The following is a 25,566-nucleotide window of genomic DNA, read 5'->3' on the forward strand; positions in this document are numbered from 1 at the left end:
CATTTCCTAGCATTCCGATCGGTTAATTTAACCTCTCGAAAGCGACCTCTTTAATATATCACATCTGCTCTATCTTTGCAAGCTTTATTTTTTTTCAAGATTCGAAAGTCTCTAGTTCTTAAAGCCTGCCGCAGAAGCGACAAGGAGTAATATATCAAATCTGCAAACAGAAAGCAACCCTTTTTTATATTGAATTTTTTTCCGCTAGGATGAATATGACTCTAAGCCACAACAAAGCCGCGGCTATCCGGGTTAACGGCGGCAGCGGCTTTGCATAGAACTGCGTTAGACCGACCACGCTTCGAGCTTCAGCAGCGGCTCGGCTTTCATGTCGAACGGCGCGAATTGCCCGCGGCGGTATTTCAAAAAAGCCGCGGCGGCGATCATCGCCGCGTTGTCGGTGCACAGGCTGAGCGGCGGTGCCAGCAGCGGTATGCCCGCTTCCGCGCAGCGAGCCTCGAGCTCCGCGCGCAGGCCCTTGTTGGCGGCGACCCCGCCGGCAAGGATAAGCTGCTTCGCGCCGTAAGCGCGCACGGCGCGGAGAGCCTTCTCGACCAGGACGTCGATGACCGAGTCCTGGAAGCCTTTCGCCACGGCCTCCGGGGCCAGCGGCTGTCCTTTCATGGCAGCCTGATTCAAGGCCGCCAGCACGGCCGACTTCAGCCCGCTGAAGCTGAAGTCGTACGAATCCGGCTCCAGCCAGGCGCGGGGAAGCGTGACCGCTTCCCCGGCCTCGTGCGCCAGCCGATCAATATGTGGGCCGCCGGGATAAGGCAGCTTAAGCGCTCGCGCGACTTTGTCGTAAGCTTCGCCCACTGCGTCGTCCCGGGTCTGCCCGATGATGCGGAAGCGCCCCTCGGCTTCCACAAAGACGAGCTCGGTGTGACCTCCGGACACGACCAGCGCAACAAACGGATATTGCAGCTCATTCACGAGCTGATTGGCATAAATATGCCCGGCGATATGATGCACGCCGATCAGCGGCAGCTCCAGCGCGCAGGCCAGCGCCTTCGCCGCCACCATCCCTACCAGCAAGGAGCCGACCAGACCCGGCCCTTGCGTCACGGCGACAGCGGCCAGTTCGGTCGGCTTCACGTTCGCCTTGTCCAGCGCCTCTTCGATAATCCACGTGATGGATTCCACATGCTTGCGCGAGGCGACCTCGGGCACGACGCCGCCGAATCGTTGGTGCGTCTCGATCTGGCTGGACACGACATTCGCCAAGATGTCCTTGCCGTCGCGGACAATAGCTACGGACGTCTCGTCGCAGCTTGTTTCCACAGCTAATATATAAACGGGTCCGCCGTCCCGGTCCGGGCGAACGGACACCGCTTCGTTCGATTGTTCGATCATCGTCAATAAACCTCTCGTCTGTTCTTGAACCGCTCGCAAGCAGCCGTTTTCTTTTATTTGGAGAGCCGTTCCGATTTGGGCAGGTCTGCCCACATAATAATCGCATCTTCTTTATTATCGGTATAATAGCCCCGTCGAATACCGACGGAACGAAATCCCATCTTTTCATACAAGCGCTGGGCAATCAAATTGGACGGACGCACCTCCAGCGTCATGCGCAGCGCCCCGTAAAAAACGGCCGTCTGCTGCATTTCCACAAGCAGCCGCTCGCCGAGCTTGCGCCCGCGGTATTTTTCGCGAATCGCGATATTGGTGACGTGCGCCTCCTCCATAATCAGCCACATGCCACCGTAGCCCGCAATTTCGCCTTCGTACTCCAATACGAGATATTTGGCGAAATTATTGCTCGTCAGCTCGTTATAAAATGCTCCGGCCGTCCAAGGTGTCGCGAACGATTCCTGCTCGATCTCGCAGATCACGGGGATGTCGTCCGTGTGCATAGGGCGAAAAAGCATGGCTCCGTCAAAGACAGGTTGCGCTTCGCGTTTAGGTCCCATATCGGACAGGCCTCCCCTAAGATTTCTTGGCGAGAAGTTTGGCTTCCGCTTCCGCCAATTGCGTATAGTTCGGAACCAACCCGTGAACATCCTCGGTCTCCCCCCGCTTCCACCGCATCAGGCCAAGCTCGGCGACATGGCGGGCACGCAGTTCGTGCGTAGCTTCCGTTACAGGTCCGCCCCAACGGGAGGCAAACGAACGAATCGCTTCCTGATGCAGCTCCAGCTCGCCCGTAAATACGACGCGGCCGGGTCCGTTTTCCGCCGATGCACCCAAGGAAAGGAGCTCGTCCGTCCAAGAGGCGGTCAGACGAATACCGTCCGGCACCCGGCACTTCCAGCCCTCGGGCGAAACGGCGTACAGCGCCGTAAACGCTTGACCCCTGCGGGCGTCAATCAGCGGGACGACCCATGTCGTTTCCCCCGTCGCGCGCGCCGTGTCAAGCAGCGAATCCATCGCCTGAAGCGCTCCACCCCGCACGGTTTCCCCGTCTTGAAGCGCGCTGAATTCCGAGGCGGAGCCGGCTCCGCCGAGCGCCAACGCTTCGAGCGTAGAGACGCCGAGCAAAGCCAGCTTCCGCGTCCAGGCAAAGGTTTTGGCCACCGTCACGCCGATGCGCACGCCGGTATAGGAACCCGGTCCGACGCCGACGGCAAACGCCGACAGCTCGTCCGGCCGGACGCCGCACTCCTCCATGAGCTGCTGCAAGGTCGGCACGAGGTAAAGCGAATGGTTTCGCTCCGCTTTCGTAGTAATTTCCCCCAAGATTTCCCGTCCCCGGGTCAACGCGGTCGTCATCGACACGGTTGACGTATCGACGGACAGCATAAGCTTGCCGTCGCCATATAAAGTCGAATCTGATGCCGTATTCTGAATCATTTTAACCATCCGTTCTGTTGTAGCTTCGCGCACCATGCTTCATAAGGGTCGCCTGACGGCTTGAGCGTGAAGCTTCGCCCGTTTTCTCCGTCGGTCTCAATCCGAATCTCCAACCGCTGCGGAGGCAAAATCTCTTCGATCAGCGAACCCCATTCGACAAGCGTAATGCCGTTTCCGTAAAAGTATTCGTCCAGCCCCAAGTCATCCGCCTCCTCCAAAGACAAACGGTACACGTCCATATGGTAGAAAGGGAACTCGGAACCTTCATATTCTTTGATGATCGTAAACGTAGGACTGTTCACGATGTCCTTGACGCCTATCGCCTTGGCTACCGCTTGCGAGAATGTCGTCTTGCCCGCCCCCAGGTCGCCGTCAAGTGTAATGACGGTTCCCGGGATAAACAACGAGGCCAAGCGTTCCGCCAACACGGAGGTATCGGCTACATGACGGGCTTGAAATGCATAAGTGGCCATGTCTGGATCGTCCCTTCATCCGGTAAAATGATTATAGCCGCGCTTGGCGAGCGGTACCGCACTGCCGTCGCTTCGCACAAGCCGTACGCCGGAATGCTCCCCGTGGACATATCCGATCAGATAAAGCGGCAGCCCCGCTTCCTTAAACTGCATCTGCAGCTCGACGGCGTGCTCGGCGGGCGCCGTTCCGATTAATTGATAATCTTCGCCGCCGTACAGTATGTAATCCAGCGGGTCCTTTCCTTGCCTTGAAGCATATTCCAGCAGCTCGCCCGACACGGGAATCCGGTCTTCGATCAGATCGATGCCGATATTCGACGCCGCGGCAATTTCCCATGCTTCGCTGGCGATCCCGTCGCTGACGTCGTTGAGCGCATGGCAGAAGCCGGACCGCCGCAGCAGTTCGCCTGCTTCGATCTGCGGCTCGGGACGGCAATGCACCCGGATAAGTCCGGGATACCGCTTCAGCTCCGGATCGGCGTCCCATTCCTCAGACGGCTTGTTCTTCCCTAGAAGCCACTCCAATCCGGCCGCCGAATCGCCGGTAAAACCGGTAATAAATACGACGTCTCCCAGTCTGGCTGCCGAGCGGAGCAGCGCTTTGTCCGGTTCCGTCTCTCCGATCACCGTTACGGTCAGCGTGACGCCCCCGATACACGACGTCGTATCACCGCCTGCGACAACGACCCGGTAGCGGTTCGCGCATTCGTACAACCCGTCGTACATCGCACGCACACGCTCCACCGGCGTCGACTTCGGCATGCTGAGCGCCACGAGGGCATATCGCGGGGTCCCTCCCATCGCAGCGATATCGCTGACGGCGGAAGCCATCGCTTTGTACCCGATATCCGCATCCCGCATCGTCACTCGCTTGAAATGAATGTCTTCCGTCATCGTATCGCAAGTGAGAATCCACCGGCTATCCGAAGAGGCGCAAACGACGGCCGCATCGTCGCCGATCCCTATCTCCACACCGCCAGCCCGTTGAAAAGCGATCGTTTGCTTCCCGCCGTTCAGCAGGTCGATCAGAGTAAATTCGTCGACCGAGCTCACATCTATCCGCCTCCGCTCTTGTATTGACAACTATTATAGCCGTTCCTTTGTATCTAGACAAACATGCCGTTTTGCTATTGTTTCGGAGCGCCGAGTATCGTTCGAAACGCTGTGTTGCTCCCGGATCTTTCAGGTATATCATACCACCGATCCCCCATTACTGACTATCGGCTTGCCCGATTGCTTAAGACCCGAAGCCGTTTTTCGGCAGCAAAAAAAGCTTCCCCAGCCACAGGCCATCTCGGCTGCATGCTTTCGGAAAGCTTTTGCTAAAACACGACCCTTCCCGGAGTTATTGCACTTCCTGAAGCTCTCCGACCGGAACGACGCGAGCGTCGGCAGGGCGCTCTTCCACATGTACTTTGGCCGTTTCCTGCTCCGGGTCTACGCTGTCGATCCATACGGATACGCCGTTCAACTCCACGCTGACTTTTTCTTCGGATTTCATAATTTCTTGAGCGCGGTATACTTTCATTGCCCGTCGTCCTCCCCGCTGATGACCGATTCGGGATGATCCATCGTATCGGTCGTCGATTCCTCGATCAGTCCGTTATGGATCGTCACCTGCCCGCCGCCAAGACCTTCGTTGATCATCCGATCGATGTCCATAAAATTGGAGTCTCGCCCTTCATGGGCCGCATCATCCGTAAACTTGCCCCCGGACGTGTTTGCTTCGCTCATGATTCCTTTTCCTCCTCTGATCGAAATGTTCGGGCCGGCATGACGATGCTTTTTGGCGATCCATGCAGCCTTCTTCTGTAGCATGTCCCAATTTCTTGCGCCGACATTCGTGCGCGGTGTAATGGGACGCTTCCATTTTGCGTATACTGTATAGAAAGTAGACGGCCAGCTCAGGCCCCCGGGAGGTACAGCCATGCATACGGTTTGGAAAGGCGCCATCAGCTTCGGCTTGGTGCACGTGCCCGTCAAGATGTTCTCGGCGACGGAAGACAAAGACATCTCGATGCGCATGATTCATAAGGATTGCAACACGCCGCTGAATTTCGTCCGCAAATGCCAGCACTGCGAGCGCGAAGTGGAGTGGGGGGAAATCGTCCGAGGCTACGAATACGAGCCGGGCTCGTTCGTGCTGTTCGAGAAGGACGAGCTGGAGAAGCTGACCGGCGAGATTACCAAAGAAATCAAGATTCTCGATTTCGTCGACTTGTCGGACATCGACCCGGTTTATTTTCAGAAAACGTACTACCTCGCTCCGAACGAAACCGGCGCCGGCGCCTATAGTCTGCTGCTCGAAGCAATGCGGCAAACGGGCAAAATCGGCATTGCCAAAGTATCCATCCGGTCTAAAAGCAGCTTGGCCGCCATCCGCATTATCGACCGGTGCATTGCGATGGAGACGATTTTTTACCCGGACGAAATCCGCTCGGTGGAACATGTGCCGAACCTCCCGGAACAGAGCAACGTCAACGAGAAGGAGCTCGAAATGGCGAAGCTGCTGATCGGCCAGCTGGCGACGAAATTCGAGCCGGAAAAATACAAGGACGATTACCGCTCAGCCGTGCTGCAAGCGATCGAATCGAAGGTTTCCGGCCAGCAGGTCCGCGTCGCGCCGGAGCCTCATAAAGCGAACGTCATCGATCTGATGGCCGCGCTGCAGGCGAGCCTTGAAGCGGTGAAACCGGTAGTGACCGAGCCGACGCCGGGAACGACCGAGAAAGCCAAAGCCGCAAAACCAAGAAAAGGCAAAGCGAAAACGAAAGAAACGATCGGCTAAGCGCCGATCGTTTCTTTGTGCCGGGACTGTGCTTACTTGCTCCAGTCCTGCAAACGCCAAATCTGAGTAATCCAATCTTCATAGAATTCCGGCTCGTGGGAAACGAGCAGAACGGTCCCTTTGTACTCCTTCAGCGCTTCCTTGAACGTCTCCTTCGCCCGGGCGTCCAGATGGTTCGTCGGTTCATCCAGCACGAGAAGATTGCTGTCCGTCAGCATGAGCTCGCACAGGCGGACCTTCGCCTGCTCCCCGCCGCTAAGCGAGCTGAGGGACTGCCGGATGTGCTTTTCGGTCAGGCCGGCCATGCCGAGCGTCTGCCGGATTTCCTTCTGCGTCTTATCCGGCCGAAACGACCACAACCGCTCCAGCGCCGTTTCGTCCGAAGGCAGCTGCTCCTGGGCAAAATATGCCGGTTTGACCCGTTCGCCGAGCTGCACCGTGCCGCTTAACGGCGGCAGGAGGCCCAGCATCGTTTTAAGCATGGTCGATTTCCCTATGCCGTTGTACCCGACAACCGCCACCTTTTCCCCGCGTTTCATTTGCAGGTTTACAGGAACGGATAATGGTTCCGTATAGCCAAATTGCAGCCGTTTCGCTTCCATGATCCGGGTCACAGGTTCCAAATGAACATGAAAGCTGTAGCGGGGCCGCGGTCCGGACGTCGGTTTCTCGATCCGCTCCATTCGTTCCAGCGCTTTTTCCCGGCTTTTCGCCTGCTTGGCTTTCCGGTTCCGGTTCTTTTGGATAAAGCTCTCCAGCCGATCAATTTCCTTCTGCTGGCGCTCGTACGCGTCCTGCCACTGCAATCGGCTCAGTTCATAACTTTTGACGAATGCGGCATAGTTTCCGGCGTAGCGCTTGATGGTCTGATGCTCCAAATGAAAGATCGTCGTTGTAATTTCATTCAGGAAGGTCTCGTCATGCGAGGCGACGAGATACGCCTGCTCGTAACGCTTCAAGTAGCCGGTCAGCCATTCGATATGCACGTCGTCCAAGTAGTTGGTCGGCTCGTCAAGCAATAATACGTGCGGTTCCTCCAGCAGCAGCTTGCCCAGCAGCAGCTTCGTGCGCTGCCCCCCGCTCAGCTTGTCGACCTCCCGGTCTTTGCCGAGCTCAAGAATCCCTAATCCGGCAGCCACCTCTTCGATCTTGGAGTCGATGCCGTAAAAATCGGCATGCTCCAGCCGGCTCTGCAGCTCGCCGTACCGGGTTAACAGCGGTTCGAGGTCGGCGTCCGACCCGGCCATTTGCTCCACGACCTGATGCATGGCTCGTTCCAGCTCATACAGATCAGCGAAAGCGCCCCGTAAATAGTCCATAATCGTCATTCCCGCCTGCAGATCGGCATGCTGCTCCAAATAACCGAGCCGCGCTTGCGGAAGCCATTCGATCTTGCCCGTATCGGGAAGCAGCTGCCCTGCCAAAACGCGCAGCAAAGTCGACTTGCCGGCTCCATTGCTGCCGACGAGTCCAGCATGCTCTCCCCGCAGCAGCCGGAATTGGATATTTTGGAATATTTTTTTATCCCCATACGTATGGGTAAGCTGTTCAACGTTCAACATACTCATGAAAGCTCTCTCCTTTTCGCTTCAGGTTCGAAGCCAACCGGAGAAACAGCCGGACAAAGCTCTATTCAATTAGCTTAGGTTGTATAGAAAACAAAAAACGGGTAAGGCGAACACGCCCTGACCCGTTGCAAATTGTATCATTTGAACGAAAGGAATCGAGTTCTTTATCTACTGTTCTTCGGTTGGCTTAAGGTTAAAAATGGGCAGACTTCTCCCGTTTAAGCCAAATTCCGTTTCAGAACAGTTGATAAGAAAAACATTTCCTTTCCACCTCGATATACCAAAGTTAATTGTGATGCACCTTCAACTATACCGAGCCGCCGGCCGTTATGTCAAGCCACAAAAGGGAATAACTGTTAATCAATCACTATTGATAAGGGGGCTCTCTCATGTTGAATCCGGTCGTTCCCTTCGAACCGATAAGCACCGACTCGTTTCCCAAAGGCGGCGAATGGATCGCGCAGATCAAATGGGACGGCGTGCGCATGCTGTCTTACTTCGACGGCTCCAAGGTCCAGCTCGTCAATCGAAGATTGAACAATCGGTCCTTGCAATATCCCGAATTTTTGTCCCCTTCGCGCTACTGCTCGGCCTCTTCGTTCATATTGGACGGGGAATTCATCGCCTTCGACCAACACAAGCCGTCGTTTCACGAAATTATGAAGCGGGATAGTCTAAGAAAGCAGCAAAACATCGAACTCGCCGTCTCTCAAACCCCGGTGACGTACATGATCTTCGACGTTTTGCTTTACAACGGGCAATGGGTCACCGATAAGCCCCTTTCGGAGCGGCAGCGCATTCTGCAGGAGATCGTTATCCCGCAGCCCGATGTGCAAACGGTGCAAAACTTCGCCGATCCTGACGAGCTGCTCCAGGTCATGATCAAGCATCAGATGGAGGGCGTCGTATGCAAAAATCTGAACAGTGCGTATGCCATCGGAGGCAAGGATAAACGGTGGCAGAAGCGCAAAATATTTTACGATCTGCTGGCCGTCGTAGGAGGCGTCACGTACCGGGACAATATCGTCAATTCGCTGCTGCTCGGCTTGTACGACGGGCAGGGCAGCCTTTACTACATCGGGCACGCTGGCACCGGGAAGGTAACGCATCAGGAGTGGCGGGACCTGACGGCACGCGTTGCGTCCATAAGGACGAAAGCGAAGCCGTTCGTGAACGAGCCCGAACGGAACAAAGACGCGTTCTGGATCGTTCCGCAAATCGTGGTGAAGGTACAGTTTATGGAGTGGACCCCGGGGCATACGATGAGGCATCCCAGTATTCAGGCATTCGTCGAGACGAACCCCAGCGAGTGCAAATTCCCTAACTCATAAAAAAGCAAGCGGACGATTACTCGTCCACTTCAGGCTGATGAGAAAGTGGTTTTGATAAAAATAGAGATACATACGGAGGTGGGGTATCTACTGGAGGAGCGATAGCGTTCGCCTTTGTCTTCGGGAAATGTCCTTAAACAAGGCAGCTTCAATAAAAATTTCCCGATGACAACAGCGGTCGGAAGTGGATACCCCACCCCCTCGTACAACTCTATTACCTCAATTAATCACTTTCTCGACAAGCTCATCATCGGACGATTACTCGTCCGCTTGCGGGCCTCCGCTCACCGGAAGACAAATGGTAAAACTGGAGCCTTCGCCTACCCGGCTATTCACCTCAATCGTTCCTCCGTGAAGATCCACGATCGATTTCGTAATCGACAGTCCCAGCCCGGCCCCTCCGTAAATGCGGGCGCGTGACGAGTCGATCCTGTAAAACCGTTCAAACAAGCGCGGCACATGCTCCTCTGGGATACCGCTGCCGTTATCCTGGACCGTCAGTAGGGCCTCTTCCTTCGTTTGCTCCAGTGAAACGCAGATGATACCCTCAGCTGAATCCGTATGCTGAACGGCGTTATGGAACAAATTGAGCAGCACTTGCTTGATTTTGTCTTTGTCGATACAGGCGAACACGTCAGGCTGAACGGAGAACTGCACGTTCCTTGCACCGGCAAGCAGCCGCAGCTGCGGTTCCATTTCATCGACGATATCGCTCAGCGATTCTTCCTTCAAGTCGACGGTCGGATGACGATCCAAGCGGGCCAAAAGCAGCAGATCCCGGACCAGCTTGTTTAAGCGCTCCGACTCGCCGTACATGCTTCTGAGCGCTTTGTCCAGCTGATCCGGCTTCTGGGCCGCTCCGCGCAGCAGCACCTCCAGAAAGCCGTGAATCGACGTAAGCGGCGTCCGCAGCTCGTGCGAGGCATCCGCAATAAAACGCCGCATCTGCTCCTTCGCTTCCTTCTCCGTTTCGAACGAAGCTTCCAGCCGCTCCAGCATCCGGTTGAACGACCGGGAGAGCCGATCGATCTCCAGCTGGCCTTGATGCGCCGGCACCCGTTCGTCCAGCTTCCCTGCATCGATCTGCTCCACGGTTTCGATCATGTTGGATAGCGGGACAAGGGTCCTGCGCAAAACGGGAAGAAATGCGGCAACCCCTATCCCCAGCGCAGCCGCGGCCAAAGCCAGGAAGGTCCAAAGCTGACTGAGCAGCACATCCCGAATCGGCTCCATGCTCGTACTGATCTGCGCAAGTCGTCCGCGCGGAGCGATCCGCTGCAGAACGACCAGTTGGTCCATCCCCTTGTCGTCCCTGACGATCCGAAAGTGCGGCTGCCTTTGCTCCCGCCCCAAAGCTTCCCGGTACTCCTCGGCGGAAAGCCGCGGCACGGAGCCGGCGCGGGGATTGTTCGTGACGACCCGGAAGCTGTCGCCCGGCCCGACAAACGCCAGCGAAGCTTCGGGCAGAAAAGGCCCCCTTGCTCGGCCGTTGTCGAAATTCGGATTCGCCCATATATCCAGCGGAATGGAAAAAAATTGGCTTTGGATGCTGGCGACCTTATTTTTAATCAAAAATTGCTCCATGAACACATATTGCAGCACGCCGATCAACAGCAGCAATCCCGCCAAAATAAACAGAGAACGGGACAGGAGCTGAAGACGAAGCGAGCGGGGCGCGAAGATACGCCGTATCCGGTGCCATCCCCGCCTCATCCGAGATCTACCCGGTAGCCCGATCCCCGGAGAGTCCGAATGATCCGGTGCTCCTTGTCGTTCAATTTATCGCGGAGCGAGCGGATGTACACTTCGACGATATTGTCCTCCCCGCCGAAATCGTATCCCCAGACCTTGTCCAAAATGACCGTTTTACTCAGGACCAAGCCATGATTGACGACCAGAAAAGACAGCAGCTCGTATTCCGTCGGCGAAAGCTCCAGCACCCGGTCTTCATAGCGGATTTCTTTGCGGCGGTCGTCGATGCGAAACGGCCCGTACGCCACCTCCGCGAACAGATGGGGAAACTGGTTGCGCAGCCGCGCATAAATCCGGGCCAGCAGCTCCTCGAAGCTGAACGGCTTGACCATATAGTCGTCGGCCCCGAGCGTCAGTCCCTTGACCCGGTCTTCGACTTCTTCCTTGGCCGTCAGCATAATGATAGCGACGTGCTCGGTTTTCTTCAGCATCCGGCACACCTCAAACCCGTCCATACCGGGCATCATGACGTCCAGAATGACGATGTGCGGCCGGGCTTGCTTGGCTAGCGTGACGGCTGTAAATCCGTCCGGCGCAGTAAAAACTTCAAAGCCTTCGTTTTGCAGGCCCAGCTCCAAAAACTGGATAATATTCGGTTCGTCGTCGACGATTAATATTTTTACGCCTTTGATTGGCTGCATGGTGTCACCTCCCCTCCATTGTACACCAATCCCGGCCGGTTGACGGAAGCGTACGGGATGATTCAGCGAACTTTCAGTTTATCTTTATGTTCTTTTCATCTGCGCATTCTACAATAAACGCATTCCGCTAAACCATCTCCCCGGGGAGTGAACACTCGATGAAAACAACGAAATGGACCAAGTGGCAGCTAGGCATCATCGGCGCAGTGGGGGTCGCCTTTTTGTTCCGCGAGGTGAAGGATAGTCCTAATTTCGCGCTGGCCGCGCAGCAGCATCAACCGCAAGACAAGTCGCTAACTGCCCAGGAAGCGCAGCAGCAGGACCCCGTGATGCAGGAATGGAGAAGCCCGAGCTGGGGCCGGGCGAGCGATTCCGATTCCAATGCGGGCTCCGTAAAACGCCGGAATCGATCGAATCGTACGGATGCCGGGCATTTTGGCGGCAGCTCCTCCAGCACGCCAGAAGCGGCGCCCCCGGGTGATACGACCATGAGAACAAGAACGGGACGTTCGTAGGGAAAAGAGCTGATTTTACCTGAAAGAAATACTGCACCACACATCCTTTCGGGCGATGAATACGGATATGGATGTAGCGTACCTCGGCTGCCCGGATATCCTCGATCTGGAAGATCAGGTCCGCGATTGGTTCGAATTCGCCGAAGAACGGTTCAGCCGTTTCCGGCCGCAAAGCGAGCTTTCCTATCTCAATCGTTCGGCCGGTCGAATCTGCATGGTTTCGGGGACGATGCTGGAGGTGTTGGGGTTAGCGGAATCGTACCGCAAACGGACGGACGGCATGTTCAATCCGTTTATTTTGAAAGCTCTGAAAGCGGCGGGATACGATGCTACCTTCGATCAAGTCCGTCAACGGGAGGATCACTGGAATACATCTGAACCTGACTCTACCAGCATGGACGAAACCTGGGAGCTTGACGCCGCGATGAAATCCGTTCGTCTCCGGCCGCAGGCGGAGATCGATCTGGGCGGCATCGTCAAAGGCTGGGCCGTCAGCCGTTTGGCACGTTGGATGCGGGAGGTTTGGGCTGTGCCGTGCGGCATGGTCAATGCCGGAGGTGATCTGGCCGTCTGGGGAGCATCCCATCGCGATAAGGAACAAAGCTGGCTGATCGGAATCCAGAATCCGTGGAATCCGGGCGAAGACGCAGGGGTTCTGCATTTAGGGGAAGGCGCGGCGGCGACGTCAAGTACACTGGGCAGACAGTGGCTGACCCATGGCAGCGTCATGCATCATTTGATTGACCCCCGCACGATGTCCCCGAGCCGGAGCGACGTCGTACAATGCACCGTAGCCGGGAGTGATACGGTCGAATGCGAGATTTGGGCCAAGACGATGTGCATCGCCGGTCTCGAGCATGGCTTGTCCCTGTTTCGAGCCGAAGCCGCTGGCTGTGAAGCGCTTGTCTTTTTGCGGGACGGACGCATTCATTTCATTGGAGCTAACGCCTCGCCGGCAGTCCGCTGGCAGCTTCCGACAGCAACGCTTAGACATTGAAAAAACGATTAAAGGAGGCGCCAACATGATTCCATGGATCGTCGATTGGCCCGTTTGGCAGATCATTCGGGTAACAGGCATCGTTTCTTTCGTCTGCCTTTCACTGGGGATCGCTTTTGGCATCATTTATAGTTATCCGGTATGGCTGGCAAAAAGCAAAGCGAAGCTATTCAAACTGCATCAGCTTTTCAACCATGCCGGCATCGTGCTTATGCTTTTGCACGCCGTTTTCCCGGTGATCAGCACGTACATGCCGTTTTCCTGGACGGATGTGCTGCTCCCTTTTGCCGCGAAGCATGAACCGGTCCTTACCGGACTCGGGACACTGGCCGTTTACGGGCTGCTGGTCATTTTATTGTCGACGGATCTTCGCAGCGCCATCGGCAAAAAGCTTTGGCATTTGATCCATTTGCTGTCTTATCCGATCTTTATTTTGGTCGCGGTACACGGCTTTTTCCTCGGCTCGGATACGGCAATGGCCGCAATCCGTTGGACCTATATCGGTTCGCTCATTTTGATCGGGCTTCTTACGATCGGGCGTTTGATGTTCCTATCCTCTCCGGGAGCGGCCGCGAAGAAAGAAAAACGGCTCGTTTAGGCCGCATTCGGATGTTAAAAAGGAAGGGGCGGGATATACTAACTAACAAACCATCGGTGCGTTGAACGCTTACGCCCCATGACAAACAGGAGGGATGGCCGATGCCCGCACCCGCCAAATATCCGAAAACGAAAGGCACGCTGGTCGTCGAAGGCCGGGAGCTGACGGTGACGAATCCGGATAAGCCGCTGTGGCCGGAAAAGAAGATTACGAAAGCGATGTATTTGCAAAAGCTCGCCGAACTGTCCCCTTACCTGCTGACGTATTGCCGCGACCGTTACCTGACGACCATCCGATTTCCCCATGGCTGGAACGACAAGTCGTTTTACCAGAAAAATGCCCCTGAGCCGACACCCGATTTCGTCAAGACGGCGATGCTGGAATCGATCCGCTACGTTCATCTGGATTCCCTGCCGACGCTGCTGTGGCTGGGGAATTTGGCCTGTCTGGAGTTTCATCCCTCGTTCCACCGGATCGGCGAGACGCTTCCCGTCGAATGGGTGATCGATATTGACCCGAGCGTCGATCCCGAGCCGCGCATTATGGAGGCGGCCCATATTATCGGGAGCATTCTGGACGGCATGAACATCCGGTCCGTGCCGAAAACGTCCGGCGCCACGGGCGTGCAAATCTACGTCCCGATTGCCCGGGAACGCGGCTATACGTTCGAGCAGCTCCGGCGGATCGGACAGTTCGTCGCCACGTTCGCGGTGCAAAAATACCCGAAGCTGTTCACCGTCGAGCGGCTTAAAAAAGACCGCGGCACCTTGATTTACATCGATTATCTCCAGCACTGGTACGGCAAAACGCTATCCGCTCCCTATACGCCGCGAGCCCGCAAGGATGCCACGGTATCGACTCCGCTGACTTGGGACGAAGTGGCGCTCCGCCCCGATCCCCGGGACTTTCACCTGCTGAACATCATGCAGCGGCTGCAGCAAAAAGGAGACCTGATCGCTCAAGTCCCCCCGCAGCAGTTGGATCACGTGCTGTCCTTTATTCGTTAGCCCTGGAAACCGGCGCCGCACCGCTTATCAGAAAAGCGGCGACAGGAGCCGCGCAATGACTTCCTTCCCCTTCTGCCAGCGGGAGCGCTTCTCGAACGCCTCCAGCTTCACCTCGCGGCTTTCCTTCAAATCAAGAATAAAATCGGTTTCCAGCCGGTGAATCGTCTCTTTGTCGAACAATACGGCGTTCAGCTCGAAGTTGTTGTAAAAGCTGCGCATATCCATATTCGCGGTGCCGACCGAAGCGAGCAGATCGTCGATCAGAATGACCTTCGCGTGGATAAAGCCTTTTTGATAAGCATAGAAGCGGACTCCGGCCTGCATCAACTCCTCCAGATACGACAGGGAAGCATAGTTCACAATGCGCGAATCGGCTTTTTGCGGGAAAATGATCCGGACGTCCACCCCGCTGATCGCCGCCGTCTTCAGCCCCATGGTAATGCTCGGATCGGGGATGAAGTACGGGGTGGTAATGTAAATTCTTCGCTTGGCCGCCGTGATCGATGCGAAAAACATCTCCAGAACGGCATCCCAATGCGCGTCCGGTCCGCTTGAAATAATCTGTACGGGCTTGCGCCCTGCGCAATCGTGCTCGGGAAAAAATTCCGAGTCCGCCAGCCGCTTTCCGCTCACAAACATCCAGTCGGTCAGAAACGTATACTGCAGCGAATAGACCGCATCGCCTTCCAGCTCCAAATGCGTATCCCGCCAGTACCCCAGCTTGGGATTCGCCCCCAGGTATTCGTCTCCGATGTTGATTCCTCCGAGAAAGCCGCGGACTCCGTCAATGACGACGATTTTCCGGTGATTCCGGTAATTCATCCGCTTGTCGAAAAAAGCAATCACCGCCGGCAAAAAGAAGTACACCTCGCATCCGGCCTGCTTCAGCTCTTGCACGAACCGGCTGTCGAGCTGGTAGCTGCCGATGCCGTCGAAGATGCAGCGCACCTTCACGCCTTCCTGCGCCTTGCGGATCAGCAGTTCATGAAACTGCCGGCCGATGCTGTCGTTGCGAATGGTGTAGAACTCAAAGTGAATGTGCCCCTTCGCCTGCTCCATGGCAGCCAGCATCGCCGGATACGCCGCGGTGGCATCGGTCAGCACCCGCACCTCGTTATGCATCGTAATGAGGGCGCCGGGAATGTTATTGAGCAGCGAGAACAGCCTGGGCTCGTGCCGCCAGCCGCGCAGCCGGTCCTCCTCGGGCTGAAAATCCGCCGAATGCTGCTTTTTGCCGAGATGCCGGATATCGTTCACGAGCCGCAGCCCGTTGCGCTTCACTTTTTTCCGCTGCGTGTATTCTTTGGCCAAAAAATAATACATCACAAAGCCGATGACAGGAATGAGAAACAAGACGAAAAGCCACGCCATCGCCTTGGCCGGGCGGCGAAACTCCCCGACCAGAATCGTGAGAATCTGAATGATGAATAAGGTCAGTGCGATGACGAGCCACAGCACGCCGTCATTCCTCCTTTTAAAACAGCAGGCGCTTGCCAATCTGTTCTAGCTTTTACCTCCACCAGCCCGCCTATTCCTCATTATGGCACAGGAACTCAACGATTTGTCATAAAATTTCGCAAATGGTGGAAAATATACAAGACACGCTCCGGCAATGCTTGGATAAGATGCCGCGGGCAGGAAGGAGTGTCATGATCCACCTGAAAAACCGCAAGAAAAAAGAACAGGACGCCCCGGAACACCCGCTGCGGAAAGCGGAATACCGTTTTATCGACGAGTTGCGCTCCGTCCCTGTCTTTATGAGCATCGAAGACAACAAAAGCTATTTGGAGGAGCTGTTCAAGGACTGCTCCGATTTCGTCATTCGCGAGTTCCGCATCGAGCAAAGCTTGCCCGCGATTTTGTTTTTTGTCGACGGCATGGCTAAGACGGAGCTGGTGAACGAAACGATGAAGTCGCTGATGATTCTGGAAGGCGGAGAGGAGCTGATCGACAACATCTCCGATATGACGCTGCCCGTCTCCCAGATTCAGAAGGCGGACAATTATGCGGACATGCTGCTTTCCGTACTCGGCGGCGACACGGGACTGATCGTCGAGCACAACAACAAGGCATTGCTGCTCGGCATGCGGGGGATGGAAAAAAGGTCCATCAATGAGCCCGATACCGAGTCGGTCGTACGCGGCCCTCGCGAGGGATTCGTGGAAAATATCCGGACGAACACGTCCATGATCCGCCGCAAGCTGAAAACGCCGCATTTAAAAATGAAACCGATGACGCTCGGACGCGAAAGCAACACCAATGTGGTCGTTACCTATCTGGACGATCTGGCGGACCCAAGCGTCGTCCATGAAGTGGTCGAGCGGCTGAAAAAAATAAAGATCGATGCCGTCCTGGAATCGGGCTATATCGAAGAATTTATTCAAGATTCAACGTATTCGCCCTTTCCGCAGCTTCAATATACGGAGCGGCCGGATGTCGTCGCGGCCGCCCTGCTGCAGGGGCGCGTCGGCATTATGGTGGACGGAACGCCGTTTACCCTCATCGTGCCGTTCGTCTTCGCCGAAATCATGCAGGCCAGCGAGGATTACTACGAGCGGTACCAGGTGGCCACGCTGATCCGTTGGCTGCGGTATACGTTCATGGTGCTGTCGCTCCTGACGCCGGCCTTATACGTTGCTATTACAACCTACCATCAGGACTTGCTCCCAACGTCTCTGCTGCTGTCGGTTGCCGCCGCCCGTGAAGCGATTCCGTTCCCGGCCGTCGTCGAAGCGCTGATCATGGAAGTGACCTTCGAGGCGCTTCGGGAAGCGGGCATCCGGCTGCCTAAAGCGATCGGGTCGGCGGTCAGTATTCTGGGCGCGCTCGTTGTCGGACAGTCGGCGGTGCAGGCAGGCATCGTATCGGCGCCGATGGTGATCGTCGTATCGCTCACCGGGATCGCCTCGTTCACGATCCCGCGGTTTAACGGAGCGATCGCGATACGGATGCTGCGTTTTCCGATTCTGATCGCCGCTTCGCTGTTCGGGATGTTCGGCATCTTGATTACGATCATGCTGATCATGGGACACCTGGCCAACCTCCGCTCCTTCGGCGTTCCTTATTTATCGCCGATCGGACCGCTATCCTCCGGCGATCTGAAGGATATTCTCTTCCGCGCGCCTTGGTGGGCAATGGGAAAACGTCCTTCCTTTATGCCCCTGCAGGACAGCAAGAGGTTAGACGATGCGCTGCCGCAGGAAATTACGGAGCAATCCGGCCAGCGGGGCAAAACCATCGACCATGCGATAGAGGAAGGAAAGGAGCCTGTGGAATGAGATCGCGCCGGACCCGCCTATCCCTCGTTCTGCTCTCCCTGCTCTGCCTAACCGGGTGCTGGGACCGGGTGGAAATAAACGATAATGCCTTTATTTTAACGACCGCGGTGGATGTGGAGCCAGACGGCAAGATCCGGTACAGCGTGCTGCTGCCGCTCCCCGGCAATATGGGCGGAGCCTCCGGGGGCGGAGGCGGAACGGCCGGAACCAAAAGCTACTACATCGATTCCGAAATCGGCACCACGTTTCGGGAGGCGCAGGCCCGGCTGCAGCGGCGGATGTCCCGCCGCATGTTTTTCGCGCACCGCAGAACCTTGCTGATCGGCGAGGATTTTGCCAAACGAGGGATCCGGAACGTCTTCGATACGACGCCCCGCTCTCCGGAAAGCCGGATGACGCTTTATATGGTCGTCACCAAAGGAAAGGCTTACAAGCTGCTGCAAGCAACGCCACAGTTCGAGCGTTTCCCGTCAGAAGCGATCCGGGAGCTTGTGAAGGCCCGGAACGTCATCCCTATCAACATGAAACAAGTCGCCCTCTCGCTCAGCAGCCCCGGCAGCGATGCCGTAACAGTCTACATGGGCGTGAAAGAATCGGAGAAAAACTCCAACAACACGAAGAAATCGAAGGAAATCGAGTTCCTCGGCTATGCGCAATTTCGCGATGACAAAATGACCGGCGTGTTTGAGAATGCGGAGGCAAGCGGGCTCGCCTGGCTGAAAAGTATGCCTGTACAAGCAACCGCTATCGTAAAAATCGAAGACCGGTATACGATTACGCTGAGCATCTTCGATTCAAAATGCCAGATTCGTGCCCATACGGTACGCGGGAAGCTCCGGTTTGACATCCGCACGGAAGCCAAGGCCAAAGTAACCGAAATCTTGGGTATGTACGACCTCAGCCAAACCGGCAAGGTCCAAAAAGTGGAGGAAGCGATGAACCGTTACATCGAACAAGCGATGCGGAAAGCGATCCGCAAAATGATCGGCAATCGCACCGATTCCGCACAATTCGGATCGTACTTGTGGCGGGAGCATCCGGGGCTCTGGGAGAAGAAATACGCATCGCGCTGGCCGGCTGGGATGAAGGACGCCGATTTCCGCATACAGGTAAAAAGCGTGCTTACGGAAACAGGCCTGATCTTCGAAAACGTAACGAAAGCGGAGCGTACCCGATGAACTCCCAGTTTCTTGTATGGTTTATGGTGCTGATGGCGCTTCATTTATTTTTGAACTTGAAGCATTGGGCGAGACAGCCGAAGGCAACGGCACGGCTGTATATATTCATTACGCTTGTGACGCTGGGTCTCTTTCTCTGCGTGGCGTCGGGCTATCAGCCCCCGATGCCGACACGTTTTTTTATCGACCGGGTATCGCCGTGGGTTTTCTCAATTATCCATCCTCAGTAAACGAAACGATGGAGGAAAGCGGGTGAACGCATGCCTGTCAACACGCAAGTCATTAACCAAAGACAGCTCGCCTGGCTGGTGGGATCGCTGCTGATCGGCGGCGGGCTGCTTAGCATCCAGCATGATCTGGTCCGGATCGCGCATATGGATACCTGGTTCGTCTATTTGCTGCCCACCGTTTATATCCTTTTCATCGCATACGTATTTACACAGCTCAGTATGCGGCTTCCGGGAAAGCATCTTTTCGAGATCAACTTTATTTTGTTTGGCCGCTGGTTCGGCATGCTCGCGAACATGGTGCTGCTGATCCATCTATGGTTCATCCTTCTGCGCGATCTGCGGATGTTGGGCAAATTTATCGGCACGCTTCTTCTCCCGAACACCCCCGAGGAAATGCTCGTTCTGCTCCTCGTCGTCATGCTTATGTTTTACGGCCGGACTAGTGCCGAAGTAATTTCCCGGGTCAACGACTTGTTTTTTCCCGTGTTCTTCGCGCTCACGTTAATGCTGCCGTTCCTGTTGTCCAACGAAATGAGCTTCCGTTTACTGCAGCCGATCCTGACGACTCCGCCTAAGCAGCTCGGATACGCAGGCCTGCTCAGTATCGGCTGGTACGGGGATATCATCATTGCAGGGGCGTTTTTGCATATGATCTGGAATTCCAGACAGATTCACTCCGCCCTTCGGCACGGTTCGCTGATGGCTACGGCGCTGCTGTCGCTTCTCCTCCTTATGGAAGTGGCCGTCCTCGGGCCGAACATTCCCGGCAACCTGATTTACCCGGATTACAGCTTGGTGCAGCACATTCAAATTACAGACTTTTTGGACCGGATGGATTTGCTTATTCTGAGCATCTGGTTCCCGATTATCGTCTGCAAGATAATTTTCATTTATCTCGCCTTCCTGATCGGGATCACCAGTCTGATCCGGCAAAGGGACTACACGCTTATCAATTCCCCGGTCGGCCTGTTTTTGCTGCTGACCACGATTCTCGCCTTCAAGAGCACGCCGGAGGTATTCAGCTTCGGCAATTACAGCTCGCCCGTGCTTGTGCTCGGCTATCAGCCGGTACTGCTGGCGGCTATGCTGCTGCTCATGCGAAAATTCCCGAAACGAAGCCCCGAGCACCATGGGGAGGGATCTTCTTCGGGAAAGACGCAGGGACATGACCGAAACGGGATGTCCAAAGGGGGAAAGCACCACCCGGGGAAACAGTTCGGCTCGCGTCTGGGCGCGATATCGGGACGCACCTGGCTGCGGGCCGGCAACGTGCTGATCGCTCTCGGATTTGTTTTCGTCGGCGCGGGCCTTAGCTTCAGCCGGAGCTATGCGCTCATCGGCAAGCTGGCCGGCTTCGGCTATGCATTGGTCCTCGCGTTATTGCTGTTCGTCTCGCACATGGAGATGCGGAAAGCCAAGGACCTCGCAGCGAGGAGCTCCCCCAATTCGGCGCAGACGTCATGACTGGGCAAACTCGATCCAAACGATCCGGCTCAAGGGGATGAGAACGACCAGTTCTTCCTCTTCTCCAGCCCGGTTTACAAGCAGCTCGATAAAATCGGTCCCGGTACGGAGCAGAACCGCCTCGAATGTGTCCGCATACGCTGTCTGGACGTTTACGAGGGGGCCCGCCCCCTTCTTCCGGACATCAAAAAGGACGATTTCCTGCATAGAGGCGGGCACGAAGTAGCGCTCATCCACTTGGATAAACCGTTTGCCGACCTGATTCAGCACGCCCGCTCCGCTGTCGAAGCCTTCGGCCAGCAGAGCGATATCCCGCTTCAGATGAAGCGTCAGACGTTCCAGCAGATCCATCCGGGTTGTATGTAAAAATGACAAGCGAATCCCTCCATCATATACCAAACTTTTGCTATTAGGTATGTGTATGAGAAAGGAAGACATTTCTTGACCGGCCTCGCCGAATAACAGCCTCGGACTGAATCTGATCCACCGAAAGGAGCCGTCATGAAGTTCACGTGGTTTCAAAACAAGCTGACGTTCGTCATCATTCCCGAGGCGAACGGAAGCGTGGTTCGCCTCAAGCTGTCCCGCGCCGCCCTATGGTGTGCAGCCTCTCTTATGCTGCTGCTGTTCGGGACGACCTGCATTCTCTCTGTTCGCAGCCTGCACTCCACGGTTTCCGTTTCGCTGAAATCGGTGGAGATGAAAGGGCGGACGGCGCAGTTGGAGCAAGATTTACACCGTAAAAACGCAGCCATCGAACAGTTGCAGAACGATATTTATGCGCTTTCGAAGCAAGCCGCGGAAGTCCGGAGCCAAATGGAGCGGATGAAGCGGCTCGAACAGGATTTGCACAAGCTGGCTCCCGGCAGCGTCGAGCGCCGGAAAGCCGGCGGGCAGCCGGTATCCGCAGCCGTCTCTGCCGGCGCAGGGGGGATGGGCGGCGAAGCGTTCCCCGTTACCGAGGAGCAGACGCACGAGCTGGCCGCGGCGACGGGGGCCCGTTACACGGCGCTGCACACCGAGATAAAGGAGCTCGCCTCCCGGCTCGGCCAAACGAAGCGGCAGCTTCAAGAGAAGCAGGAGCGACGTCAGCGCACACCCGATATATGGCCTACGCTATCTAAGGTCATTACCTCCCCTTACGGCTACCGCAAAGACCCGTTTACGAAAAAGCTCAGCTTCCATCGCGGCATCGACATTGCGGGGAAGCTGGGCGATCCGGTCTATGCGGTTGCGAGCGGCGTCGTCCACTCGGTCGCCTATGACAAGCTGCACGGACATAACGTCGTGATCGAGCACGATCAAGGGCTGCGGACGTGGTACATGCATCTGAACAGCACACAGGTGAGTCGGGGCGATAAGGTCGATAAAGGACAGGCGATCGGTCAACTGGGAACAACCGGCCGCAGCACCGGACCCCACCTTCACTACGAGGTGATGCTTAGCGGCAAGAGCACCGATCCCGCCCCCTATATGCCCAGCAATAATCGAAAAAAGGAGAGGAACAAGTAATGTTTCGAATGAACGGTTGGCGAAGCCGGTCTTCTCGTTCCGGGCGCTCCGTCTCGCTGATCGGCGAAGGAAGCGTCCTCGAAGGAGCGTTCCGCTCGGAAGCCGACGTGCGCATCGAAGGCGAGTTTCAAGGCGTGCTTCAAGCCGCTGGCGAGGTGGCGGTCGGAGAGAAAGGGATCGTCCGCTCCACCGATCTGCGCGCCCGCGATGTGGTCATCGCCGGAAGGCTTGATGGGCGCGTAGAGGCGGAGGGGATCGTCCGCATCACCCCGACGGGCCGTCTGGTCGGCACCGTCCGCGCCGCCACGCTTATTATCGAGCCCGGGGCCGTGTTCCAAGGCCAGAGCGAGATGGGCCATGCCGCGCAGGAGGATGCGTCTCTTGTCATAGCCATGCTATAATGAAGAGAAAAGCTTTTGTTGTTAGGGTTGATTGCCTTCGTTCAGGCCGCGTCCGGCCTGCGAGAAAAAAGGCTCGCCTTCACTCAGACACGTTTTTCACGAATCCTTGGATTCCATATTAAGCAGATGGGATTCGTGAAAAAAACTCGCGGCGATCCTTTTTTCTCTCCGGCCTCTTGGCCTATCAAGAACAAGGCATTCAAAAAAACAACAAAAAGCTTAGAGAGAGTAGGAGAAATTGCTATGACGAAAGAACAACAAACGATACTGTTTGATATGGACGATACGCTTCTGTATTGCAACAAATTTTTCGATATGGTAATCGACCAATTCGCGGACCAAATGGAGGCGTGGTTTCACGGCTACCACCTGTCCATCGAGGAAATCAAGAAAAAACAATCGGAAATCGATTTGGAGCGGGTGCTTGTCAGCGGCTTTGCCCCGGACCACTTCCCCCAATCGTTCGTCGATACGTACGAATATTACACTGATTTGACCGGCCGGAAAAAAAATGACGCGGAAGTCAGACGGCTGATCGAGCTCGGCGCCTCCGTCTACGGTCACAGCATCGAGCCTTATCCTTACATGGAAGAGACGCTCCGCATGCTCCAGAAGGACGGCCATACGCTTCATTTGTATACCGGAGGGGACCCTACGGTTCAGATGCGCAAGGTGAAAGAAGCGGAACTGGAACGATTCTTCGGCAACCGAATCTATGTCACGCGCCATAAAAACGCCGAATACCTCGACGGGCTCATCCGCGCGAACGGCTTCGACCGGAACAACACCTGGATGATCGGCAATTCGCTTCGCACCGATATTATTCCGGCGCTCAAGGCGGGCATTCACGCCATTTTCATGCCTGCCGAGCTGGAGTGGGCCTACAATCAAGTCGAAGTGAACGTAGAGCCGTCCGGCGCCTATTTCACGCTGTCTTCCTTGCGGTACATCCCCGAAACGATTCGCGACTATACGGCCGCGAAAATCGCCGCGGGCTCCTGACCGCCGCCGAATACCGGGCCGGAGGCCCGCACGCTCGTCCCGCTCGTCCCGAGCCTGCGCATGATTTGCCGGGGAACCCCATACAATGTTGGGGAAAGGGTGATGAGTATGAGCAGCCTCCACCGGATCGTCGAAATCGCCACCGATCGTTTGATGCAGATGCTGCTGACGCGGCAATCGCAGGACGGGACGTGGCGTTTTTGCTTTGAAAACGGAATCTTGACGGACAGTTATCTGATTCTGTTGTTAAGCTCGTTAAACGTAAAGGACGAAAACCTTGTACGGCGTTTAGCAAACCGGATTTTATCGAAGCAGGAAGCGAACGGCGCGTGGAAATGGTTTTACGACGACGGGGACGGGCATTTGTCGGCGACGGTTGAGGCTTATGCGGCGCTGCGGTATGCCGGACTGCCTGCTTCCGACGAGGCGATGACGCGGGCGAGACGGTTTATTTTATCCAAGGGAGGCCTGCGGAATGTCAGCGGCTTGTTGACCAAGGTGATGCTGGCTGTCATCGGTCAGTACCCTTGGCCGCGGCCGTTCCCCTTTCCGCCTGAATTGCTGCTGCTTCCCCGGTCGTTGCCGCTGAGCTTTTATCGCTTTTCCAATTACGCGCGCGTGCATCTGGCGCCCGTTGCGATATTGGGCGTCCGGCAGTTTACGGTCAAAACGGCGGGGACGCCCGACTTGTCCGAGCTGCTGCCGGCCCGTGAGCGCTGGTCGGCGCATGCCGAGGGAAGGGAGATCGGAGAAGACCGGCGCCTCTCCGGCTGGTGGAACGACATTCAACGCGCTCTGCATAAGCTGCCTTACCTGCCGCAGGAGCTCCGCCGGTTGGCACTCCGGCATGCCGAGCGCTATATGCTTGAGCGGATCGAACCGAACGGGACACTATACAGCTATGCTTCCTGTACGTACCTGATGGTGTACGCGCTGCTGGCGCTCGGGTACGACGAGCGGCATCCCGTCATCGTAAGAGCGGTACAAGGGCTGATCTCGCTCGCCTGCGAACCCGAAGGGCAGCTTCACATTCAAAACTCGCCCTCCACCGTCTGGGATACGGCGCTCCTCATCCATGCGCTTCAGGAAGCGGGGCTGCCGGCCTCGCACCCGGCGATCCGACGGGCGGACGCCTACCTGCTCTCGCGCCAGCACACGAAGCTCGGCGATTGGAGCACCGATGTCGAGAACCCCGTTCCCGGCGGCTGGGGCTTCTCCGACGTCAACACGATCGTGCCGGACGTGGATGATACGACCGCCGCGCTGCGAGCGCTGCGCCGAAGTCCGGGGCGGCCCGAGGCCGGGTATGGCGAAGCAAGAAGCCGCGGCCTTCATTGGGTGCTGTCGCTGCAGAATGACGACGGCGGCTGGCCGGCCTTCGAGCGGGGCAAAAATTCCCCGCTGCTCGCCGCCCTGCCCGTCGACGGCGCAGAGGCGGCGGCGCTCGACGCTTCAGCTGCGGACCTGACCGGGCGCACGCTGGAATATCTGGGCACATGGGCGGGTCTCCGCCAAGAGCAGCCGTTCATCCGGCGCGCCGTACAATGGCTGCTCGGCCGTCAGGAGCGGAACGGCTCCTGGTACGGCCGTTGGGGCATCTGCTACATTTACGGCACCTGGGCCGCCGTAACCGGGCTCACGGCCGCCGGGGTTCCGCCCGATCAACCGGAGCTGCAGCAAGCGGTGCGGTGGCTCGCCGGCATCCAAAACCCGGACGGCGGCTTCGGCGAATCGTGCCGCAGCGACCGGAACAAATTCTACATCCCGCTGGGCGCCAGCACGCCCTCGCAGACCGCCTGGGCGCTCGATGCGCTGATCGCCGTGCATCCGGCGCCGACCGACGCCATCAACCGGGCGGCACGTGCGCTGGCGGACATGCTGGAGGCCGGGGACGCCTCTTGGCCGGCCAAGTATCCTACCGGCTCGGCGCTGCCCGGCGATTTTTACGTACGCTATCACAGCTACAACCTGATCTGGCCGCTGCTGGCGCTGGCCCATTACAGGAAGAAATACGGGTCCTGACCGTACGAAAGCCAACGAA

General features: G+C 56.6%; 26 protein-coding genes. 14 read left to right on the forward strand and 12 right to left on the reverse strand.

The genetic code is table 11. From position 1 onward, the window contains the following. Positions 1-285: 285 nt before the first annotated feature. The 7 genes from tsaD to NI000_RS23675 all read right to left on the reverse strand — a co-directional run bounded on the left by tsaD (position 286) and on the right by NI000_RS23675 (position 4,997). Positions 286-1,353 (reverse strand): tRNA (adenosine(37)-N6)-threonylcarbamoyltransferase complex transferase subunit TsaD, encoded by a 1,068-nt coding sequence (gene tsaD / locus NI000_RS23645; protein WP_157261782.1) that lies wholly within the window; start codon positions 1,351-1,353, stop codon positions 286-288. 53 nt (positions 1,354-1,406) lie between these two features. Further along, on the reverse strand, positions 1,407-1,910 hold the full coding sequence (gene rimI, locus NI000_RS23650; protein WP_253413852.1) for a ribosomal protein S18-alanine N-acetyltransferase: 504 nt from the start codon (positions 1,908-1,910) through the stop codon (positions 1,407-1,409). A 16-nt stretch (positions 1,911-1,926) separates the two neighbouring features. Beyond that, positions 1,927-2,790: a tRNA (adenosine(37)-N6)-threonylcarbamoyltransferase complex dimerization subunit type 1 TsaB gene (gene tsaB, locus NI000_RS23655; protein WP_253413853.1), complete on the reverse strand. Its 864-nt coding sequence runs from the start codon at positions 2,788-2,790 to the stop codon at positions 1,927-1,929. Beyond that, positions 2,787-3,263: a tRNA (adenosine(37)-N6)-threonylcarbamoyltransferase complex ATPase subunit type 1 TsaE gene (gene tsaE, locus NI000_RS23660; protein ID WP_253413854.1), complete on the reverse strand. Its 477-nt coding sequence runs from the start codon at positions 3,261-3,263 to the stop codon at positions 2,787-2,789. Before tsaE ends, tsaB begins: the two co-directional genes overlap by 4 nt. 15 nt (positions 3,264-3,278) lie before the next feature. Further along, positions 3,279-4,316, reverse strand: coding sequence for a thiamine-phosphate kinase (thiL, locus tag NI000_RS23665; RefSeq protein WP_253413855.1), 1,038 nt, complete (start codon positions 4,314-4,316; stop codon positions 3,279-3,281). Between the two features lie 292 nt (positions 4,317-4,608). Beyond that, entirely contained in the window at positions 4,609-4,791 is a 183-nt protein-coding gene (locus NI000_RS23670; protein WP_253413856.1) for an H-type small acid-soluble spore protein, read from the reverse strand. Next, positions 4,788-4,997, reverse strand: coding sequence for a hypothetical protein (locus NI000_RS23675; protein ID WP_253413857.1), 210 nt, complete (start codon positions 4,995-4,997; stop codon positions 4,788-4,790). Before NI000_RS23675 ends, NI000_RS23670 begins: the two co-directional genes overlap by 4 nt. Before the next feature lie 193 nt (positions 4,998-5,190). Between NI000_RS23675 and ku the strand changes: the two genes are divergently transcribed. Further along, the gene (gene ku / locus NI000_RS23680) at positions 5,191-6,051 is read left to right on the forward strand and encodes a non-homologous end joining protein Ku (RefSeq protein WP_253413858.1); all 861 of its coding nucleotides are present in this window, start codon (positions 5,191-5,193) and stop codon (positions 6,049-6,051) included. 32 nt (positions 6,052-6,083) lie between these two features. On the opposite strand, the gene NI000_RS23685 is transcribed toward ku, so the two are convergent. Next, positions 6,084-7,619, reverse strand: a complete 1,536-nt coding sequence (locus tag NI000_RS23685; RefSeq protein WP_253413859.1) for an ABC-F family ATP-binding cassette domain-containing protein — start codon at positions 7,617-7,619, stop codon at positions 6,084-6,086. 389 nt (positions 7,620-8,008) lie between these two features. On the opposite strand from NI000_RS23685, the gene NI000_RS23690 reads away from it, so the two are divergent. Then, complete coding sequence (locus NI000_RS23690) at positions 8,009-8,950, forward strand: ATP-dependent DNA ligase (RefSeq protein ID WP_253413860.1); 942 nt, start codon at positions 8,009-8,011, stop codon at positions 8,948-8,950. A 258-nt stretch (positions 8,951-9,208) separates the two neighbouring features. Here NI000_RS23690 and NI000_RS23695 read toward each other — a convergent pair whose 3' ends face one another. Together NI000_RS23695 and NI000_RS23700 are read right to left on the reverse strand one after the other, a co-directional pair. Continuing rightward, positions 9,209-10,663 (reverse strand): sensor histidine kinase, encoded by a 1,455-nt coding sequence (locus tag NI000_RS23695; RefSeq protein ID WP_253413861.1) that lies wholly within the window; start codon positions 10,661-10,663, stop codon positions 9,209-9,211. After that, the gene (locus NI000_RS23700) at positions 10,660-11,343 is read right to left on the reverse strand and encodes a response regulator transcription factor (RefSeq protein WP_253413862.1); all 684 of its coding nucleotides are present in this window, start codon (positions 11,341-11,343) and stop codon (positions 10,660-10,662) included. Before NI000_RS23700 ends, NI000_RS23695 begins: the two co-directional genes overlap by 4 nt. 158 nt (positions 11,344-11,501) lie before the next feature. Here NI000_RS23700 and NI000_RS23705 point away from each other — a divergent pair, with 158 nt between their 5' ends. The 4 genes from NI000_RS23705 to ligD all read left to right on the forward strand — a co-directional run bounded on the left by NI000_RS23705 (position 11,502) and on the right by ligD (position 14,460). Further along, on the forward strand, positions 11,502-11,858 hold the full coding sequence (locus NI000_RS23705; protein WP_253413863.1) for a hypothetical protein: 357 nt from the start codon (positions 11,502-11,504) through the stop codon (positions 11,856-11,858). A 55-nt stretch (positions 11,859-11,913) separates the two neighbouring features. Continuing rightward, entirely contained in the window at positions 11,914-12,855 is a 942-nt protein-coding gene (locus tag NI000_RS23710) for an FAD:protein FMN transferase (protein ID WP_253413864.1), read from the forward strand. Between the two features lie 25 nt (positions 12,856-12,880). Continuing rightward, a complete protein-coding gene (locus NI000_RS23715; RefSeq protein ID WP_253413865.1) occupies positions 12,881-13,453 on the forward strand; it encodes a ferric reductase-like transmembrane domain-containing protein in 573 nt (190 codons plus the stop codon). A 101-nt stretch (positions 13,454-13,554) separates the two neighbouring features. After that, positions 13,555-14,460: a non-homologous end-joining DNA ligase gene (ligD, locus tag NI000_RS23720; RefSeq protein WP_253413866.1), complete on the forward strand. Its 906-nt coding sequence runs from the start codon at positions 13,555-13,557 to the stop codon at positions 14,458-14,460. A 27-nt stretch (positions 14,461-14,487) separates the two neighbouring features. Here the strand turns inward: ligD and cls are convergent, their stop codons facing one another. Continuing rightward, positions 14,488-15,918, reverse strand: coding sequence for a cardiolipin synthase (gene cls / locus NI000_RS23725; protein ID WP_253413867.1), 1,431 nt, complete (start codon positions 15,916-15,918; stop codon positions 14,488-14,490). A 191-nt stretch (positions 15,919-16,109) separates the two neighbouring features. Between cls and NI000_RS23730 the strand changes: the two genes are divergently transcribed. Genes NI000_RS23730 through NI000_RS23745 form a run of 4 tightly spaced genes read left to right on the forward strand, consistent with a single transcriptional unit; the run spans position 16,110 to position 20,610 of the window. Then, on the forward strand, positions 16,110-17,738 hold the full coding sequence (locus tag NI000_RS23730; protein ID WP_375540997.1) for a spore germination protein: 1,629 nt from the start codon (positions 16,110-16,112) through the stop codon (positions 17,736-17,738). Further along, a complete protein-coding gene (locus tag NI000_RS23735) occupies positions 17,735-18,916 on the forward strand; it encodes a Ger(x)C family spore germination protein (RefSeq protein ID WP_253413868.1) in 1,182 nt (393 codons plus the stop codon). The genes NI000_RS23730 and NI000_RS23735 overlap by 4 nt, the downstream gene beginning before the upstream one ends. Next, the gene (locus tag NI000_RS23740) at positions 18,913-19,146 is read left to right on the forward strand and encodes a hypothetical protein (protein ID WP_253413869.1); all 234 of its coding nucleotides are present in this window, start codon (positions 18,913-18,915) and stop codon (positions 19,144-19,146) included. The genes NI000_RS23735 and NI000_RS23740 overlap by 4 nt, the downstream gene beginning before the upstream one ends. Before the next feature lie 30 nt (positions 19,147-19,176). Next, complete coding sequence (locus tag NI000_RS23745) at positions 19,177-20,610, forward strand: GerAB/ArcD/ProY family transporter (RefSeq protein ID WP_253413870.1); 1,434 nt, start codon at positions 19,177-19,179, stop codon at positions 20,608-20,610. Here the strand turns inward: NI000_RS23745 and NI000_RS23750 are convergent. Next, positions 20,605-20,985: a hypothetical protein gene (locus NI000_RS23750; protein WP_253413871.1), complete on the reverse strand. Its 381-nt coding sequence runs from the start codon at positions 20,983-20,985 to the stop codon at positions 20,605-20,607. The genes NI000_RS23745 and NI000_RS23750 overlap by 6 nt on opposite strands. Before the next feature lie 126 nt (positions 20,986-21,111). On the opposite strand from NI000_RS23750, the gene NI000_RS23755 reads away from it, so the two are divergent. The 4 genes from NI000_RS23755 to shc all read left to right on the forward strand — a co-directional run bounded on the left by NI000_RS23755 (position 21,112) and on the right by shc (position 25,547). Continuing rightward, positions 21,112-22,122, forward strand: a complete 1,011-nt coding sequence (locus tag NI000_RS23755) for a M23 family metallopeptidase (RefSeq protein WP_253413872.1) — start codon at positions 21,112-21,114, stop codon at positions 22,120-22,122. 8 nt (positions 22,123-22,130) lie between these two features. Further along, entirely contained in the window at positions 22,131-22,523 is a 393-nt protein-coding gene (locus tag NI000_RS23760; protein WP_253413873.1) for a bactofilin family protein, read from the forward strand. 243 nt (positions 22,524-22,766) lie between these two features. Further along, positions 22,767-23,525 (forward strand): HAD family hydrolase, encoded by a 759-nt coding sequence (locus NI000_RS23765; RefSeq protein ID WP_253413874.1) that lies wholly within the window; start codon positions 22,767-22,769, stop codon positions 23,523-23,525. 108 nt (positions 23,526-23,633) lie between these two features. Then, the gene (shc, locus tag NI000_RS23770; RefSeq protein WP_253413999.1) at positions 23,634-25,547 is read left to right on the forward strand and encodes a squalene--hopene cyclase; all 1,914 of its coding nucleotides are present in this window, start codon (positions 23,634-23,636) and stop codon (positions 25,545-25,547) included. The last annotated feature ends 19 nt before the right edge of the window (positions 25,548-25,566 follow it).

Origin of the sequence: Paenibacillus tyrphae, from assembly GCF_024158745.1 — a bacterium.
Taxonomy (GTDB): domain Bacteria; phylum Bacillota; class Bacilli; order Paenibacillales; family NBRC-103111; genus Paenibacillus_G; species Paenibacillus_G tyrfis_A.